This window comes from Fibrobacter sp. UWS1 (genome assembly GCF_002300445.1).
Lineage (GTDB): Bacteria > Fibrobacterota > Fibrobacteria > Fibrobacterales > Fibrobacteraceae > Hallerella > Hallerella intestinalis.
Genome location: NZ_NSGW01000002.1, coordinates 717,731 through 735,105, shown reverse-complemented (window position 1 = coordinate 735,105; position 17,375 = coordinate 717,731). Strand labels below are relative to the sequence as shown.

The window sequence follows — 17,375 nt, the reverse complement described above, 5'->3', positions numbered from 1 at the left end:
GATTTTATCTATTTTTTTCACCATGGATTATTTGTTTCTTTTTGCCGGACTAGCCCTGCTGCTTCTGGGAGCGGAATTTCTAGTCGATTCCTCCGTCGCTATTGCCAAGCGCGCCAAAGTTTCCAGCTTCGTCATCGGCCTGACCATTGTCGGCATGGGAACTTCTGCGCCAGAAATGTTCGTATCGCTCTCCTCGGCCTGGAACGGCAACGGCGATGTCGCCGTAGGAAACATCATCGGTTCCAACATCTGCAACATCTTTCTCATTCTCGGCGCATCGGCAACCATCCTTCCATTTGCCATCCAGGGAAACATCATCCGCCGGGACATTCCGTTTGGCATTTTCGCCGCCGTTCTAGTCACCCTCCTCGGGCACAAATCCCTGCTCTCCGATAATTTTTCCAACACGATCACCCGCATCGACGGCATCGTTTTTCTCGTCCTCTTTTTCGCCTACATGGGATTCACGATTTACAAAAGCCGAAAGGAAACAAGCGGCACGGAAGACGAAGCCATTTCCCGCCTCACCGGAAAGCCGGTTTTCCTTTTGATTCCAATCGCCATCGCGTCCCTTGCCGGACTTGTCTTTGGCGGCAAACTCTTTCTCGGGGCCGCAGAAAATCTGGCGCGGGCTTGGGGAGTCAGCGATGCGGTCATCGCCATCACCGTCGTCGCCCTCGGAACATCTCTTCCCGAACTGATTACATCCATCGTCGCCGCCCTCAAAAAAAATTCGGAACTCGCCTTCGGCAATGTCATCGGATCCAACATCTTCAACATCTTCCTTATTCTCGGCGTCTCGTCGGTCGCCAAACCGATTGCCATCCAAGGCGTCCGGGTAGAAGATTTCGCCGTCATGATTTTTGCGACCCTCTGCACATTCCTCGTCACCTGCACCTTCAGGCCCAAATACTTCGACCGCATCGAAGGAATCTTCTTTCTCATCTGCTACGTCGGCTATACCGCGTATCTCGTTATGCGCTGATCTTTCTGGGCGTGCCCCGCCTTCGGCGGGTCGGCGTGTTCCGGGCTCACTTCCAGTCGGTGCTTCGCACTGGCGCAAGCGCCACCCTCCACATGCCTCACGCAAAATCATTTCCAGCTACTTCCCATTCCTCAAAACAACGTTCCTGCAAAAACAGAGTCCTTTCTATTCCGTTTCTAAAAGCCTTTTCCAAAAAATTTCGTTTCTTCCGATTCAAAAAACGGGGCGCGGCATCGTGACATTCACTGTCCCGGATGAAAACGATTCGTGGCATCGTGCCATTCACTGCCCCGCGCAAAAAACGGACCGCGGCATCGTGACATTCGCCGTCCCAGACGAAAAACGGGCAGGCAACCGTTTCTCCAAACGCCCCTCTTTCACAGTTCCAGCCCTTCGGCTAGTTCGGTAGGCTCACTAACCAAGGCTCAGGGACCGGTTGTCGAACTAGCCGCTAGCCGCTGACCGCTAACCACCAACTCGCCATCCGCAAAAGCAGTACAATGCCCGAATAAACTTTTCCTTCCCATCCGAAATTCACTATTTAAAAAAGCCGTTTCACTGGAAAGAGAAGTTGTTCCCCTTTGAAAAGAAGTTTTTCCCTAAAAAGCAAAGCCCTTTCCAAAAAAAATCCCGGTCCGCAAGAACGAAACCGGGATAGAAAAACAATCAACGGGCCAAAAAATTAGCCGTTCACCTTTTTAAAGGCTGCAATGTTCTGCGCAAATTCAGCCAAATACTTCCGAGCATTTTTCGCCACCGATTCCGGTTCATAGCCGAACTTCTTTTCGAGAACGGAAGCCGGAGCCGAAGCCCCAAAGCGTTCCAACCCAGCAACCTTGCCAAATCCGCCGACCACGTCCTTGAAAAGAACGGGAAGCCCGCTCGAAAGCGCATACACCGGCGTCCATGGCACGATGACGGATTCGCGATAGGCTGCATCCTGAATCAGGAACAACTTCGGGCTTATCATGGAAACGACCCGCACATTTTTGCCTTCGCCGCGCAAAATTTCCGCAGCATCATGACAGAGCAGAACGTCGGAACCATTAGCCACAAAGGTCAAATCCGGATTTTTGCCAGACGGCGTATTGTCGCTGACAATGTAAGCGCCCCGCCGACATTTGGCGGCTTCCGCATAACGGGAAGTTCCCTGCGGCACAGGAAGAGCGCCCACTTTCTGACGGGTCAAAATCAGAGCGGTCGGGCTGTTCTCGTTTTCAAAAGCCATTTCCCAAGCCACCGTCGTTTCGGCGGCATCTGCCGGACGCAAGACGAGCATCTGCGGACGCCCATCTTCCTTCACAAGGTCTTCCAAAAGCCGAAGCTGCGTTTCATGTTCAATGGGCTGGTGAGTCGGGCCGTCTTCGCCGACGCGGAAACTGTCGTGCGTAAAGACATACTTGACCGGAAGCCCCTGAAGAGCCGCCATGCGGATGACCGGCTTCATAAAATCGCTAAACACGAAGAAAGTCGCGCAAATCGGATAGAGTCCACCCGAGAGAGCAAGACCGCAGGCGATGGCACCCATAGAAAGCTCCGCGACACCGACCTGCACAAAAGCCCCGCCGAAATCCCCCGGCGTCATAATGCGCGTTTCGTTCAGGAATTTTTGAGTCTGGTCCGAATTGGAAAGGTCCGCCGAGCTGCAAATAATGTTGCGGTAATTCTTGGCCAAATAAGAAAGCACCGTGCCAGAACTGTTGCGGGTCGCTTCCCCGTCCTTTTGCGCCAGGTTCCGCAAGTCGAGCTTTACGCTCCGGCCCGCAAGCCAGCTCCGAAGAGTGGCAGCCTTTTCCGGATTCTTGGAGTCCCAATCGGCCTTTTTCGCATTCCAGTCCGCCGCGATTTTTTCAAGTTCCTGCAAACGAGAGTCGAACGCCGCTTTGACTTCCGGGAAAATTTCAAACGGATTTTCCGCATTGCCGCCCAGATGACGAATCGTTTCTTCCGTCGAAGCGCCCGCTCCGGAAAGCGGCTGCCCATGAGTCGAAACCTTGCCTTCAAAAGATTCTCCCGAAGCACCGACAGCACCCTTGGCCATGGTCGTATGGCCTATCACAATCGTCGGGCGTTCCTTTTCGGCGAACGCCGCCTTGAACGCCTGGCGAAGTTCATCCACATTTTCGCCGTCGGCTTCCAGCACGCGCCAGCCCCAGGATTCGTATTGTTTCTTGAAATCCTGATCCATCACGTCGGAGGTTTTGCAAGAGAGCTGCACGCCGTTCGCGTCGTAGAAGAATATCAGGTTGGAAAGTTTCAGATGCCCCGCGATGCGCCCAATTCCATAAGCAATTTCTTCCTGAATGCCGCCGTCCGAAACGAGGGCGACCGTCTTGTGCGAAACGATATCCCCGAACTGGGCGACCTTATAGCGTTCCGCAATCGCGACTCCCGCAGCCATTCCCTGCCCGAGTCCAAGAGGCCCCGAGGAATTCTCTATGCCGTGTTCCACGGAAAGTTCCGGATGGCCCGAAGTGATGCTGCCGAATTGACGGAAATTTTTCAAATCTTCCAGAGAAAGTCTGCCTGTGAGAACGAGTTCGGCATAGAGCAGCGGAGACATGTGCCCCGGATCCATCAAAAAGCGGTCGCGCGCTTCCCAGTTCGGATTCTTCGGATCGAACTTCAGAAATTCCGCAAAAAGAAGAGTAATTGCCGTAGCGGCGCCCATCGCTCCGCCCGGATGGCCGGACTTGGCTTTTTCCACCATGGCGGCGGAAAGAATTCGAACGTTGTCTGCTGCTTTTAAAATAATGGAATTGTCCACAGGAAGCCTCTGTAAAAATTTTGCGCCCCAAATTTAAAATACATTCCCCAATTTCTCAACTACAAAAAGGAAATCTCGCAGGAAAAACGGCTATAGCGACGGTTTCCCGGTAAAAATTTTAAGAGGATTTTCAAAAGCGTAAGAAAAAAAACAGTCAATTGTTATATTTGGCACAATTCAAGACCACATCAAAGGAGAGAACATAAAAATCTTCACCTTGAAAACAGCCGCCGCGGGTGCCGCTCTTCTGGGCATTATCGCCTGCGGAGACGACAGCAGCTCCAGCAGCAAAACCCCGGACATCTTCAGCACGAAGGACGACCTGCCCGAGTGCACCGAGAAAATCGCCGGCGACACCCTCTACGTGGAAAGCGATTCCGCGGACTACTTTTGCGATGACGGCGAATGGATAATCGTCGGCGACACGACGGCGACGGACACCACTGCAAACGACACGACCGCAGTTTCCTCTTCGTCGGGAAAGAACCCGAGCAGCTCTTCGGCGGACACCAGCGCCGTAAGCGACTCGCTTTCCAGTTCCTCGGTGGCGGATTCCCTTTCGAGCAGCTCCAGCGCTATCGTTTCCAGCAGTTCGGAAGCGGCCTCCAGCAGTTCCGCTCTCCCCATCGAAATGCTGAAAACCTGCTCCGACAGCATCACGACAATCTCCCTTTACGCTATCGGGGACAGCCTTGTGTTAAACGTGCCTTGGCAGCTCCAATGGTCGGCTTATACAAATGCGGACAAGCGTCTGGCAAGCTATTCGGAATGTTTGGTATCGGCGTCCCGCGTAATGGATTCCGCATACGTTTGCACAAATGGATGGATGCAATGCACCGCCTATCAATACGGTTTCCATGTCGATGCCAAATGCGACTCGAGCCTTGCTCTTTCGCCTTGGGGAATTTATGAATACAAGGGATTGAAAACCGACTTGAGCGTCGCCTATATGTCCGGTCTAATGGATTCCCAGCTATGCACATATAGCAATTCCATTGTATACGGCTGCCTTGCCGATAATCTCACCCGAGCCGAACTCACTTTTGTCAACGGGAAAAAGTGGTATTTTGACATCAAGTCTACCAAGTGGTACAGCGATTCGGATTCTTTGACCGCCTTCAACAACGCCGTTTTGGCAATCCAAACGGCAATCGACAACGACGATTTCACCAAAGTGCAGTCGCTGACTGGGCTCAAGGCTTCCGATCCTTACATGGAATTTTTCAAGAAAGGCGGAAAGGTCACTTCTTCCAGCAACGGCGATGTGCGTTTTTCCATCGAAGGTTTCGAGAATCGTTCTTTCATTGAACCGCTCATCCAAGCCGATTGCGAAGACATCAACAAACACTGGCTGTCAAAAATTCCTCTCACCCTCACCCCGGCGGTCAGCAGCTCGAGCGCCAAATCTTCGAGCAGCAGCGCCAAATCCTCTTCGTCCGTGTCCAGCAGCAGCGCGCAGTCCTCGTCCTCTGTTTCCAGTTCCAGCGTCGCTTCGAGCAGCTCTGCGGAGTCCAGCTCTTCGGCGGAATCCTCCAGCAGCGAGTCTTCAAGCTCTTCCGCGCCGACTGTTTTCAACGACGAGAACCTGGACTTTTTGGCGGGACTCGCCTCCTTCACGAAAGACGAGGGGGCATCCAGCGCGGACACCGCGGTATGGGCGGCGCAACAAAGTTTCTTGTCATCCCAAGGGACAAAGTTGACGACCTTCACCAATTCCTTGTCGTCGGGATTGAGCGATGCGGGCTATGCATCGGTATCCGAAAGCGCCGCCACCCAAACGTATGGATTGCAGAAAGGCGGCTCGACGTATCTTGTGATTATCGAGAAGTCGGTTGATACGAAACAAATAACCATCAACATTACCGCCAAGAAAATCGAAGGCTAATCCGGTCGGAATTCCCTTCCAAAATTTCAAGGCTGCCTGCGGGCAGCCTTTTTCGTGTTCACGACATGCCCGCGCCGCTCTTTTTAGCTCTTGCCACCCCAAAACAGATTTTCAACCCGCACAAGACCGAATACATTCCGGTTTCCACCAAAAGCGGAATCAGGAAAAAAAGGGATGAATATACAATCTTCCACAGAAAGTGCCAGTTGTCATCAGGGAAGATTTTCTTGGACGGGAATGTTTTTCTTCGGAAAGGAAAATTTTACCCTCTAACGGATAGACTCGCCTTATTGCGAAATGAAATTTCAAACTTTTCGCTGACAGGATGCAGCGCCCCATGAGCCTTGGAAGCTTGCTTCCTTTAGGCGAATTGCCCCTTTCAGGGATACTTCAACTACGGAATCGGAAATTCCTAGTTTCAGGGATGCAAAGCCCCATGAGCCTTGGAAGCTCTGCTTCCTTTAGGCGAATTGTGCAAAGCCGCGGCGGGTGGAAGGGATAAGGGGGCATCAAAGTGGCGAAGGCCGGCCCCCTTTTCCCTTCACTCTATCCCCCGCCACGCTTGCTTTCCTTGAAATCCTTCTAAAAAGTGAGGCATCATCAATATGTGTGGTAGCATTTAGGCAGCCTTGCTAGATGATTCTCTCGATACCGATTCCCATTCGTAGGCTATCTTTACATCTACATAGGAACAGCTCAACATTATCAGCGACAGCATGTTGTTCATGTTCCTGAAGCCATAGGCAGTCCGTATCAGTAGCTTTATCTTGTTGTTCGTCGCCTCGATCCTTGCGTTTGACACGCCCAGCCTGATTGTGTTGAGGATTCCGTCGTAGTTGCGCTTGATCTTTGCGTACAGATCCTTTACTGAGCCGATGCGTGAGTGGCTTGCACGCCACAGCCACCTGTCCAGATTTTCCCTGGCATCGTCATAGCCCATCTTCAGGATGATGCGCAGTTCCTCCTTGAGCTGGTATGCCCTGTAGAGACGCGGATAGCGGCTTGCTATGAGTTCTATTTTTCTCTGCTGGCTTTCGTTAAGGTTCTCTGGAGCCTTGCCCAGAGCGTACCTGGAGTTCTTTATCCCCTCCGCGGTGCGGTCCTTCGGGACGCTATCCTTCGTGGGCCTGCCTCGGCCCCGTTTCTGATTGCGGTTTTCCTTGCGGGCCTCCTTCCAGGCTTCCACACGGACCTTGTCCAGGGCTTCTGTCGCCCACTGTACGACATGGAAGCTGTCCACGCACCGTTCGGCATTGGGCAGGAACTCCTCGATGCTTGACCTTATCCACTTGGCTCCGTCACAAGTCACAAGCTCCACGCCCTTGCGCTGCTCTTCGCTGAGTTCCCTCATGAAGAGGTCCAGCACCTCCTTCCCGTAGCCCTCGTGGACCCAGATCACGCAGCGCCTGTCGTGATCCACTACCACCGTTATGTACTTGTGCCCTTTCTTGTAGCTGGTCTCGTCGATGCCTATGCGCCTGAAGATGCAGCCTGCCTTGATCGGCCTTGTGTCCAGGCGATCCCATACGCGGTCGGCAATTTCCCCCACGGTATTCCAGGCGATGCGTAGCTGCTTTGCGACAGCCTTTTTCGACATGCTGCATACGGCCCATGCGACCTGCTGCTCGAAGGCGTCGGTGAAGCCTGACCTGTGGCTTGCCCACGGCACCTTCACCGTTTTTACGCCGCATTTCTTGCACTTCACCCTGTAGGTGTCCATCCTGATGAAGCCCATCTTCGTGCCGAGATCGAGCGTCCGCCATACCCTCTGTTCCCGGCCGTTGTCGTAGAGCTTCCCTTTTCGCCCACAACAGCCGCACCTGCTGGCGTTGCCCTTGGTGAGTCTTACCGTGATGGTGACCGTGGTGTCGGTTTGCTCCTGCTTGACGACTGAACAGCCGTTGACATTGAAGATGGATTTGTATAATTTTGACATGGGCTTTTTCTTCTGTTTTTTTTGGCGATTAAATTTTAGAAAATAGCCCATTTTTTTTGTTTGATTTAGGCGAAAGTCAACAAAAAAAGGGGGGCGAAGCCACCCACACATGTTGATGAAGAGCCTAAAAAGTGTTGAGGTATTGCGGGGGGTGGGGACTTCGTATAGAATTCCCCACCCCCCAAAAAAACTCCCCGCCGCCTAACAAAGAGACTGCGGAGAGCTTAAAGAAATAAAATCAAGTTTTCCACACGATGCAGGATTTGCGTTCGCTATCCTTCTCCATATTGGGGAAGGATACCCTGAACGTGATTTCGCGCTTCTGGATCTGAATATCCATCAGCCGGTCGTTTATTTCCGCCAGGCGGTTCTGGATATTTTCCAACAGGCGATTCAACCGGTCAACTTCCGAGGCACTCAAGGCAAAAAGCCTGTTTTCCAAGCGTTCTGTTACCCTGTCCATGCTGGCAATCAGCATACGGCGGCTGTTGGTGAGGCGGATTTCCTCCGCATTGATACGGAACTTAGCTGTATTGGACATAACGACTCCTTATTCAATATGTCAATAAACGCCGGTTCGAAAGAACCGAGATTTAACAAACAAGTATTAAATAGAGATGTCGTTTTTATTTCTACATATCGTATTGTCGTTTCCAAAAAAGATTGGTCAAAATCATCAAGATTTTGCCGAACCAAATATACAGGCGGATTTTCGTCGCTAACGCGACTTAGGTTTGTAGTTTAACTTGCGTATAAATATACTCTAAAGGGGTCATAAAGTCAAGCCTTTTTCGAGGCCTGTTGTTCAGTTTATCCTGTATCCAGCGAACTTTCCGGGGAGAGATTCCCTTGAACGACTCCTTCTTGGGAAGATATTGGCGTATTAGACCGTTCATGTTCTCGTTGGCACCGCGCTCCCAGGAGTGGTACGGGTTCGCAAAGTAGTAATCCGCCTTCATAGCTTTCGCTATTTCTGCGTGACAGGCGAACTCCTTCCCGTTGTCCGAAGTGATTGTGAGAATCTTGACTTCGAACGTTTTCTCAAAGTCCTTCAGCGCCCTCACAAGCGTTCTCTTCAGGTCTTTCGCGTTCTTCGTCGGAAGATACCTTATCAGGCTGTAATTCGTCATCCTGTCGTTGATCGTGAGCAGGTTCGCGTCATGGTCCGCGCTGTTTATCAGGTCTATCTCGATGTCGCCTACGCGTGATTTCTCGTCCACGATTGCCGGACGTTCCTCGATGGGCACGCGGCCTACAATCTGGCCTCTCTTGTCCTTCTTCTCCCCGCGCTTACGGTATGGTTTCTTGCCGTGCCGCAAGTGCTTCTTCAGGTCCTCGTCCTTGTTCACATGCCTGTATATCGTGGCGACGCTAGGGACACCCATCCCATCGAGTTTCGCGCGTCCGTTCACCTGTTCGGGAGAGTAGTCTTCCTTGATTTTCCCGTCCACGATTTTCCAGTCGTCCTCGTCGTAGTCGTAATGCAGGTGACTTGTCGCGGCAAGGAGGTCTGCCCGTTCCTGCGACTTGACCGGGTCGTAATGCTGGCGGCCGCCGCCCCTGTTTAGTTCCCTGTAGATTGTGGATTTGTGGACCTTCAGCTGCAAGGCTATGTTTTTCGGGGGGATCTTTGCCGCATTGAGCGCTCGTATTTCGTATCTTTGTGCTTGGTTGAGACTCACCGCCATGTCCTTTTTTGGTAGAATCGGCAAGGTAGAAAAGTTTCGGCCAGGTTCCCCAGGGGCTAGCCCTAGGGAACTTTTTTTCTTCCCGATTCAACCTATATCAGTCGCATTGACGGTGAAAATTCGCGACATATTTAATTTCAAAAAAGAAATATTTTTCTTTAGATTTATTTTTTTGTTGGAATACCTAACCAGCACAGCCCTATAATCTCCCGTCGAAACGGCAACTCCTTATGCCGCAGAAGATTTGCGGGAATAGCGCCGTCTTATTCAACAAGGGTACGTCATTTCAATCATCGGAGCACAATTTCTCTTCCAATATCGGCAACGAGACAATGCAAACCAATCTCCATGTTCAAAATCAATTTCTCTCTCATTGCAAGAATCAGGATAAAATTGCTCATCTTTGTTTTATGCAATAATTTCACAAAGAATGTCTTCATCCGTATACGCTTTAATACCATTTAACGGTGTTGTTGATATTAGACGGATTCCTGTAATTTGATTTGTATCCATATATTTTTGCACAGGTCAAAATCCCCGTTTTGATGCAAGCCATTAACATAATTCTACTCCGCTAAAAAATCAACCATATCATTCAATATGGCACCATTCTCCATTTCCGCAAATACATTTTCAGCAATACATTGGATTCGGGTTGGGATGGGTCTTCCTCTTTTATCCAAGTGGACCAATCCTTATTGTGAAGTCCCACCGCACATCCTGAAATCCCGCCAAGTGTATCAGAACGATATTTGAGAAATAAATCTCAAGCGAAGGTTTCTCTGAATATTCAAAAGACGAGTCGGCCATTCCCCCGGGAAGATAATACAAATCGGATTCGGCTATGATGGATGCGTCCCGAATTGCGAGATAGCGGATTTCAATACCATTCAAGGTGTCGCTGAAATTATTCTCTATTTTAAACCTTAAAACTGTCTAATTCGTTTGTGAATATTGTTCGTCTAAGATATAGACAGCGATTGCGCCTGCTAGATTCACCATCACGATAATTATACCGAACACTATCCGTATTTTCACTTCAATCCCCCTTACCCATTCTGCCTCTGATTGAAAATAGAGTTTTTGCAATATTCCGCGAACAATAAATCGGAGAAAAATCCTTGACCGTTCAAACGGTTCGCCCGATTAAGCACTTCACCTTTTCCCTTTCTACAAGAACGTATCAAAAAAACTATATTCACTTCCAATGAAAAACATACTAGCTCGACTCAAAAATCTCGTACATCCGGCAGGAATCGCGGGCGTTGTTATCGCCGCCCTGATTCCGTTTCTGATTTATCTTGCCCCGAATGTTGGCGAGAAAGAAATCATCCGCATTCTGGATTTAAGACTTCCGCTGCCGCTGTTCCTTGTGCAATTCGTGGCGATTCTCGTTCTTTTTGCTAGCCTCTTCCGGGATTTTCGTTCCTATGTCAAAGAGCACCTGCCACCCAAGCCTTTCATTGTCCTGACCATCCTCTTCGCCTTGGGAGCAACCCTTTTTGCCGGGACGCAAATCGAAGCGCGGCACCGCGTACAAAGCGATGAAAGCATTTTTATGGCAGTCGCACAGAATATGTATTTCAACCAGACGACGGGCACCTGCGACCAGGGAGAATTTCACGACGGAAAACTGGACTGCTACCAAAATTCGGACAGTTTCAAAACGAAAGGGCTTTCTTTCCTGTATTTTCTCGGAATGCCGATTTTCGGAACCGATTTGCACTGGATTTTCAATATGGAGCTTGCCCTGCTTTTCTTTTCCGCTTTACTTCTCTTCTTTGCCATTCGAGCGTGGACAGCCGACGATCTGACCGCAGCTCTAGCCAGCATCATTCTATTTGCGCAGCCGACCGTTCTTTTTCAATTCCGGTCGATGTCCGTCGAGCCGCTCTACATTTTCCTTTCGGCTCTCTCCCTGTGGATTCTTCGCTGGGCTTTCGATAAAAACACCATCCGCCACTGGATTCTCTGCGCCCTCGTCCTCGGCTTTTTCGCCCAGACTCGCCAAGAAACCGTCTTTTGCTTTCTCGCATTCCTCGTCGTCGCCTTTCCCAAAATTCTGGATAAAAAAGACGGCAAAGCCCCGGCGTTCTTCGTCACCCTTTCCCTTTTCTCCATTCCCATTCTCATCACCATCAGCTATTTCCAAGGCTACGGCTTTCAAGGAGGCGCCTATTCCGCCCACGGGCACTTTCTGGAAAACCTGAAAAACAACTGGGAAGTGATGACTCGCCCTCTTTCCGGCGACGGGATTCTCGCAAATCCCTTCCTTTCAAGCTTCAACTATCTTTTCCTTGCCGGATTCGCATTTCTTCTCATCCGGGTTTCCAAAGAAATCTACAACAGGCAGTTCGGAAAATACTCCAAAATCGCCGGTTTCCTGCTGCTCTATCACATCCAGACATACATCATTCTCGAAAACGTTTCTGGGGATTTCACGATTGAAATCAACCAGCGTTACGCCCTCGTCATGATGCCGACCATGGCATACCTTGCAGCGTTTGCCATTCGCAATGCGCTTTCTATCGCCTATTTCCTTCTCGGAAAATTTTCTTTGAACGCCAACGCGACCGCCAATCTGGTTGCCGCCGTTCTTTTGGCTCTTCTCTTCGGGGGGCACACCTTCGGTTACAAGGAAAGTTTCAACAAGAACATCATGTATAACCGGAACCACCTGACAACCGAAGAACATGAAATTTGGAAGTGGCTGGACAAGCAGCCAGATAAACCTCGCCTTTTTGTCTATGGCAGACCCTGGCACTTCACCGGCTATTCCGTTTCCTCTATCCATTACGACCGGTTCCGGAAAATTTCGGCGGATTCTTTGGAAAAGCTCATTGAAAAATACCGGGGAGAAGTCTATTATATTCGCGGGTTGGACTGCTGGGATTCCAAAACGTACCACGCCAAAGCCGTGGAACACCGCATTCCCACGACTTGCGATATTCTTGAACGGGAAGTTAAACTCGAAGATGTCGCACAAATTCTTATCACTCACAATTACTGGCTCCGCATCGCCAAAATCGTCGCCCAAAGAAAATACGATCCCGAAAAACTTTTTTCCTTCGGCATTTGGCGCGGCTATCCCGAAACCCGAACATTCATATTCAATTCCGTTGCCCACGCAAGCACTCGAGAACCCTGGAAAATCCGATTTTCCCTGAACGGCAAGGAACTGTTTGAAAAGCCCTACCAAGCGGGCAGTTTTGCCGACACCCTGACAGGTCCCATCCTGAATCCGGGATACAATTTCTTGACCGCCAGAATCATCGACTCCGTTTCCAACGAGCAGATTGCGGAAATTCCTTCCATCCGATTCTTCCGTTTTGAAGGAGCTCTGCAACTGTCCCTGATGTCTCCTTCTTTCCACAAGCAGGGCTGGGGCGATTTGCGCACGAACGCCTCTATCGAAGGAAATCCGCTTACCGTTCAATCCCAAAAATACCCCGACGGTTTTGGAACGCATGCGCCTAGCGAAACCCATTTTGAACTTCTGGGAAAATTCAACCGCCTGACAGCCATTATCGGATTGGATGAAGAAAGCCTGTGCAGCGACGGAGTTCAATATAAAGTTCTCGGCGACGGAAAGCTCCTCTATCAAAGCGGAACGGTCACCTTGAGCAAAGCGGATTCGCTCGACATTTCCGTTCAAGGCGTTCAGCGGCTTTCCATTGTCACCGACAGCCTTACAAGCAAAAACTGCGACCATGTAGATATCGTTCTTCCCACCCTTTTCCCCAAAGAAGTTCAAGCGGAAGCGGAGAAAAACTAAATGCTTTTATCAGTCATCGTTCCCCTGTATAACGAAGAAGAAATCGTCGCCAAAACCTTTTCCGTGCTGACCGAAGAACTTGCCCAAGTCGAACACGAACTGATTTTTGTGAACGATGGTTCCTCGGACCGCACACGAGAAATTTTGGAAGGCCTCGTTTCCCAAACGCCGAACAACAAGCTTATCAATTTCAGCCGCAATTTCGGGCACCAAGCGGCTTTTAGCGCAGGACTCAAGCACGCTCAGGGGCAAGCGGTGGTCATCATCGACGGCGACTTGCAAGACCCGCCCGCGCTCATCCACGAGATGCTTCAAAAATGGCGCGAAGGCTATCAGGTCGTTTACGCCCAACGCCGCAAACGGAAGGGCGAATCCTTTTTCAAAAAAGCGAGCGCGCACTGCTTTTACAAACTGCTGCATTCGCTCACGAATATCGACATTCCCATGGACACCGGCGATTTCCGTCTAATGGACCGCGTTGTGGTAGAACAGCTGAATGCCCTTCCGGAAAGGAACCGCTTTTTACGCGGGCTTGTCTGCTGGGTCGGTTTCAAACGCATCGGCATCCCATACGACAGGCAATCCCGTTCTGCGGGAACCTCCAAGTATCCGCTCCGCAAAATGCTCCGGCTCGCCATGGACGGCATTACGGGATTTAGCACGACTCCGCTCAAAATCAGTTTTCTCATGGGCTTAAGCGTTATGCTCGTTTCCTTGGGAATTGGCATCTGGGCGATTCTCGAAAAATTCCTGAATCCGGCTGTAACCGTTCCGGGCTGGGCGTCTCTCATGACCGCCATCGTTTTTTTCGGCGGCATCCAACTGATGTCCATCGGGATTCTCGGCGAATACATCGGTCGCATTTACGAAGAAGTGAAACAACGCCCGCTTTATATTGAGGACAAAAAATGAAGCACGACCTTTTTGTGATGAGCGCCCCGTCGGGTGCTGGAAAAACGACCCTCAAAGATTTGGTCATTCACGAATTTCCCGACATGGTCTATTCCATTTCGGCGACGACACGCCCCGCCCGCGAAGGCGAAATCGATGGTGTGCATTATTTTTTCAAGACTCGCGACGAATTCCAGAAGATGATAGCGAACGACGAGCTTGTCGAATGGAACGAAGTCCATGGCAACTTTTACGGCACGCCCAAAAGTTTTGTCGAAAAAATGCTCGCCGACGGAAAACGCGTCCTCTTCGATCTGGACGTTTTCGGCAAAGTCAATTTTGACAAGGTTTATCCGGATGCCGTCGGCATTCTCATTCTTCCTCCATCGCTGCAAGTGCTGGAAGAACGCCTGCGTCACCGGGCGACCGACTCCGAAGAAGTTATCGAATTGCGCCTGCACAACGCCAAAAAGGAAATCGAGTTTGCCGAAAAGCACGGCAAATACGAACACACGATTATCAACGACGACTTGGAGCGGGCGGCGGATCAACTGCGGAAAATCTTTTTGGAATAAAAGCGGCTTCTGCATTTTTCAACAAAGCGGTCGCACAGCCATTTCACAAAAGCGCGCCAACCCAAATCTCTTCCGGCAGTTTCGGCGAAAATTCTTGGCGCAAACAAAAAGTCCCTAGAGATTTCCTTTCTTTCTGCACCACAGCAAAAGGCAAAACTTCCGCAAATTCCCTTTCATTTTTTATCTTTGCGTCTTGGAAAAAACATAAGGACAAACCTATATGACTCTCAATCCTCTCGCCGAAGCTCTCAACGCCGATCTCGCTGCGAACGGAGCATCCATCCTTCAAATGCTTTCACAAAAGGGAAAAAACATCTTCTTTCCCAGCAAGGGCATCTTAGGACAAGGAGGCGAAGCCAAAGGAAAAAAAATCAACGCGACCATCGGGACAGCCTTGGAAGACGACGGATCTCCGCTGGTTCTTCCCTGCGTCCAGAAATCGCTGAACCTTCCCAAGAACGCTTTTCTTTATGCGCCCAGCTATGGCAACCCGGAACTCCGCGACGCCTGGAAAGAACAGATCATCCGCAAGAATCCGACTCTGGCCTCTAAAACTTTCTCCCGCCCCGTCGTTTCTGCCGCGCTGACCCATGCGATTTCCATTTCCGGCTATCTCTTTCTGGATCCCGGCGACAAAGTCATCATTCCCGACCTTTATTGGGACAATTACGAACTCGCTTTTGAAAACAGCTACGGTGCGCAAATCGATACATTCAACACCTTCAAAAACGGCGGATTCGACATTGACGCTTTGGAAGCGGCTCTCGCCAAAGACGGCATCGGCAAGAAAGTTCTCCTTTTGAACTTTCCGAACAACCCGACCGGCTACACCGCCACCGAAGAAGAAGCAAAGAAAATCACCGAAGTCCTTGTCCGCGCCGCCGAAAAAGGCAACAAGATTGTCGCCCTCCTGGACGACGCCTACTTCGGACTGGTTTATGCCGAAGGAGTCACCCGGGAATCCCTCTTCGCCAAACTGGTGGACGCCCACAAGGACATTCTCGCCGTCAAACTCGACGGTCCCACCAAGGAAGATTACGTCTGGGGTTTCCGCGTCGGCTTCATCACCTTTGGCTTCCAAGGAGCCACCGCCGAACAGCTGAAAGCACTCGAAAGCAAAGCCGCCGGCGCTATCCGCGGGAACATTTCCAACGCTCCTAGCATTTCCCAAAAAATCCTTCTGGAAGCCTATAAAAGCCCGGAATACATCCAGGAAAAAGAACAGAAATATGCCGTTCTCAAAAAACGCTACGACGTTATCCAAAAGACGTTGCAAGAACACCCGGAATACAAGAACGCATTTGATCCGATGCCTTTCAACAGCGGCTACTTCATGTGCGTGAAACCCAAGGGCGTCGATGCCGAATCCGTCCGCGTCCATCTGCTTCAAAATTACAGCACCGGCACCATCATGCTGAAAGGACTTTTGCGACTCGCCTTCTCGGCGGTGCCCACCGACCTGTTGCCCCAACTTTTTGAAAATGTCTATCGGGCAATCACCGACCTCACTTCCCATAACCCATAGGAGACTCAATGGCCGATTTCGCAACCCTGAATTACGGAGGAAATTCCTACAATCTTCCTGTTATAACCGGAACGGAAAATGAAAAGGCTGTCGATATTTCCAAGCTCCGCAAGGAATCTGGACTTGTCACGCTGGACTACGGTTATACCAACACGGGCAGCACCAAAAGCCAGATAACCTTTGTCGATGGGGAAAAGGGAATTCTTCGTTACCGCGGATACAATATCGAAGACCTGGCGGCCTACACGACTTTCCCGGAAACCGCATGGCTCCTGATTTACGGAGAACTGCCGACCCGGGAACAGCTTGGCACTTTCCGCAGGCTTCTGACCGAAAATGCGCTGATCCACGAAAACCTGCTGAATTTTTTCCGCGAAATGCCTCCGTCCGCGCACCCGATGGGAATCCTCGGTGCGGTCGTAAATGCCCTCGGGCTTTTCACCCCGCGTTTTTACGATGACGAAAGCAAACAGGACGCTTTCAATCTGACAGTCGCGAGCCTCATTTCAAAGGTGCGCACCATCGCCGCGTTCTCTTACAAGGCAAGCATCGGCGAACCGTTCGTTTACCCCGACGCGGAAAAGAGCTACTGCTCGAACTTCCTCAACATGATGTTCTCGAGCAAGGCGAAACCCTACAATGTGGATCCGCTCTTCGTCCATGCGCTGAACGTCCTTCTGATTGTCCACGCCGACCATGAACAGAACTGCTCCACTTCAACCGTGCGTATGGTCGGCAGTTCACAGGCCAGCCTTTATGCGAGCATCTGCGCGGGAATCTGCGCCTTGTGGGGACCTCTCCACGGTGGTGCCAACCAAGCAGCACTCGAAACCCTAATGAAAATTCACCAGAGCGGACTTACCGTCAAGCAGGTCATCGAAAAAGCGAAAGACAAGCAGGATCCATTTAAACTTTATGGATTCGGGCATCGCGTTTACAAAAACTACGACCCGAGAGCAAAAGTCCTCAAAGGTCTTGTCCACACGATTTTCGACCGCGAACACATTGGCGACCCGCTTCTCGACATCGCTTCCGAACTGGAAGACGCCGCCCTCAAGGACGACTACTTCATTGAACGCAAGCTATACCCGAACGTGGATTTCTATTCCGGCATTCTTTACCACGCCATGGGCATTCCCACCAATATGCTCACGGTGATGTTCGCCATCGGCAGACTTCCCGGCTGGATTGCCCACTGGAAAGAAATGCACGATGATCCCCAATCGAAAATCAATCGTCCGCGCCAGATTTACACGGGCAGCGAATCCCGTCCCTGGCTCCCGATCGACGATCGAGGATAAGCCGAGACCTTTTTATTTGCGCCCCGAGAGCTACAGCTTTCGGGGCT

General features: G+C 50.8%; 11 protein-coding genes. 7 read left to right on the top strand and 4 right to left on the bottom strand.

Annotated features, from left to right (window positions below):
- The first annotated feature begins 22 nt into the window (after window positions 1–22).
- The gene (locus BGX14_RS13355; protein ID WP_158223333.1) at window positions 23–985 is read left to right on the top strand and encodes a calcium/sodium antiporter; all 963 of its coding nucleotides are present in this window, start codon (window positions 23–25) and stop codon (window positions 983–985) included.
- 682 nt (window positions 986–1,667) lie between these two features.
- Here the strand turns inward: BGX14_RS13355 and BGX14_RS13350 are convergent.
- The gene (locus tag BGX14_RS13350; RefSeq protein ID WP_095880143.1) at window positions 1,668–3,752 is read right to left on the bottom strand and encodes a transketolase; all 2,085 of its coding nucleotides are present in this window, start codon (window positions 3,750–3,752) and stop codon (window positions 1,668–1,670) included.
- Between the two features lie 217 nt (window positions 3,753–3,969).
- Here BGX14_RS13350 and BGX14_RS13345 point away from each other — a divergent pair, with 217 nt between their 5' ends.
- The gene (locus tag BGX14_RS13345; RefSeq protein ID WP_095880142.1) at window positions 3,970–5,637 is read left to right on the top strand and encodes a hypothetical protein; all 1,668 of its coding nucleotides are present in this window, start codon (window positions 3,970–3,972) and stop codon (window positions 5,635–5,637) included.
- A 619-nt stretch (window positions 5,638–6,256) separates the two neighbouring features.
- On the opposite strand, the gene BGX14_RS13335 is transcribed toward BGX14_RS13345, so the two are convergent.
- The 3 genes from BGX14_RS13335 to BGX14_RS13325 all read right to left on the bottom strand — a co-directional run bounded on the left by BGX14_RS13335 (window position 6,257) and on the right by BGX14_RS13325 (window position 9,261).
- Entirely contained in the window at window positions 6,257–7,573 is a 1,317-nt protein-coding gene (locus BGX14_RS13335) for an ISL3 family transposase (protein WP_158223236.1), read from the bottom strand.
- Window positions 7,574–7,811: 238 nt separating this feature from the next.
- Window positions 7,812–8,114 (bottom strand): hypothetical protein, encoded by a 303-nt coding sequence (locus tag BGX14_RS13330; protein WP_095880141.1) that lies wholly within the window; start codon window positions 8,112–8,114, stop codon window positions 7,812–7,814.
- A gap of 187 nt (window positions 8,115–8,301) precedes the next feature.
- On the bottom strand, window positions 8,302–9,261 hold the full coding sequence (locus BGX14_RS13325) for an IS30 family transposase (RefSeq protein ID WP_095878741.1): 960 nt from the start codon (window positions 9,259–9,261) through the stop codon (window positions 8,302–8,304).
- Between the two features lie 1,207 nt (window positions 9,262–10,468).
- Between BGX14_RS13325 and BGX14_RS13310 the strand changes: the two genes are divergently transcribed.
- The 5 genes from BGX14_RS13310 (at window position 10,469) to BGX14_RS13290 (ending at window position 17,328) form a co-directional block, all read left to right on the top strand.
- Window positions 10,469–13,036: an NPCBM/NEW2 domain-containing protein gene (locus BGX14_RS13310; RefSeq protein ID WP_095880138.1), complete on the top strand. Its 2,568-nt coding sequence runs from the start codon at window positions 10,469–10,471 to the stop codon at window positions 13,034–13,036.
- Window positions 13,037–13,948, top strand: coding sequence for a glycosyltransferase family 2 protein (locus tag BGX14_RS13305; RefSeq protein WP_073302505.1), 912 nt, complete (start codon window positions 13,037–13,039; stop codon window positions 13,946–13,948).
- Complete coding sequence (gmk, locus tag BGX14_RS13300) at window positions 13,945–14,502, top strand: guanylate kinase (RefSeq protein WP_073302503.1); 558 nt, start codon at window positions 13,945–13,947, stop codon at window positions 14,500–14,502. Before BGX14_RS13305 ends, gmk begins: the two co-directional genes overlap by 4 nt.
- Window positions 14,503–14,722: 220 nt before the next feature.
- Window positions 14,723–16,027: an aminotransferase class I/II-fold pyridoxal phosphate-dependent enzyme gene (locus tag BGX14_RS13295; RefSeq protein WP_073302501.1), complete on the top strand. Its 1,305-nt coding sequence runs from the start codon at window positions 14,723–14,725 to the stop codon at window positions 16,025–16,027.
- Window positions 16,028–16,035: 8 nt separating this feature from the next.
- Window positions 16,036–17,328: a citrate synthase gene (locus tag BGX14_RS13290; RefSeq protein ID WP_078776904.1), complete on the top strand. Its 1,293-nt coding sequence runs from the start codon at window positions 16,036–16,038 to the stop codon at window positions 17,326–17,328.
- Window positions 17,329–17,375: the final 47 nt, after the last annotated feature.

Bases quoted from the DNA above. Each gene is read 5' to 3' on its own strand.
- BGX14_RS13355 (WP_158223333.1), top strand. From the start codon at position 23: ATGGATTATTTGTTTCTTTTTGCCGGACTAGCCCTGCTGCTTCTGGGA.
- BGX14_RS13335 (WP_158223236.1), bottom strand. From the start codon at position 7,573: ATGTCAAAATTATACAAATCCATCTTCAATGTCAACGGCTGTTCAGTC.
- BGX14_RS13330 (WP_095880141.1), bottom strand. From the start codon at position 8,114: ATGTCCAATACAGCTAAGTTCCGTATCAATGCGGAGGAAATCCGCCTC.
- BGX14_RS13325 (WP_095878741.1), bottom strand. From the start codon at position 9,261: ATGGCGGTGAGTCTCAACCAAGCACAAAGATACGAAATACGAGCGCTC.
- BGX14_RS13310 (WP_095880138.1), top strand. From the start codon at position 10,469: ATGAAAAACATACTAGCTCGACTCAAAAATCTCGTACATCCGGCAGGA.
- BGX14_RS13305 (WP_073302505.1), top strand. From the start codon at position 13,037: ATGCTTTTATCAGTCATCGTTCCCCTGTATAACGAAGAAGAAATCGTC.
- gmk (WP_073302503.1), top strand. From the start codon at position 13,945: ATGAAGCACGACCTTTTTGTGATGAGCGCCCCGTCGGGTGCTGGAAAA.
- BGX14_RS13295 (WP_073302501.1), top strand. From the start codon at position 14,723: ATGACTCTCAATCCTCTCGCCGAAGCTCTCAACGCCGATCTCGCTGCG.
- BGX14_RS13290 (WP_078776904.1), top strand. From the start codon at position 16,036: ATGGCCGATTTCGCAACCCTGAATTACGGAGGAAATTCCTACAATCTT.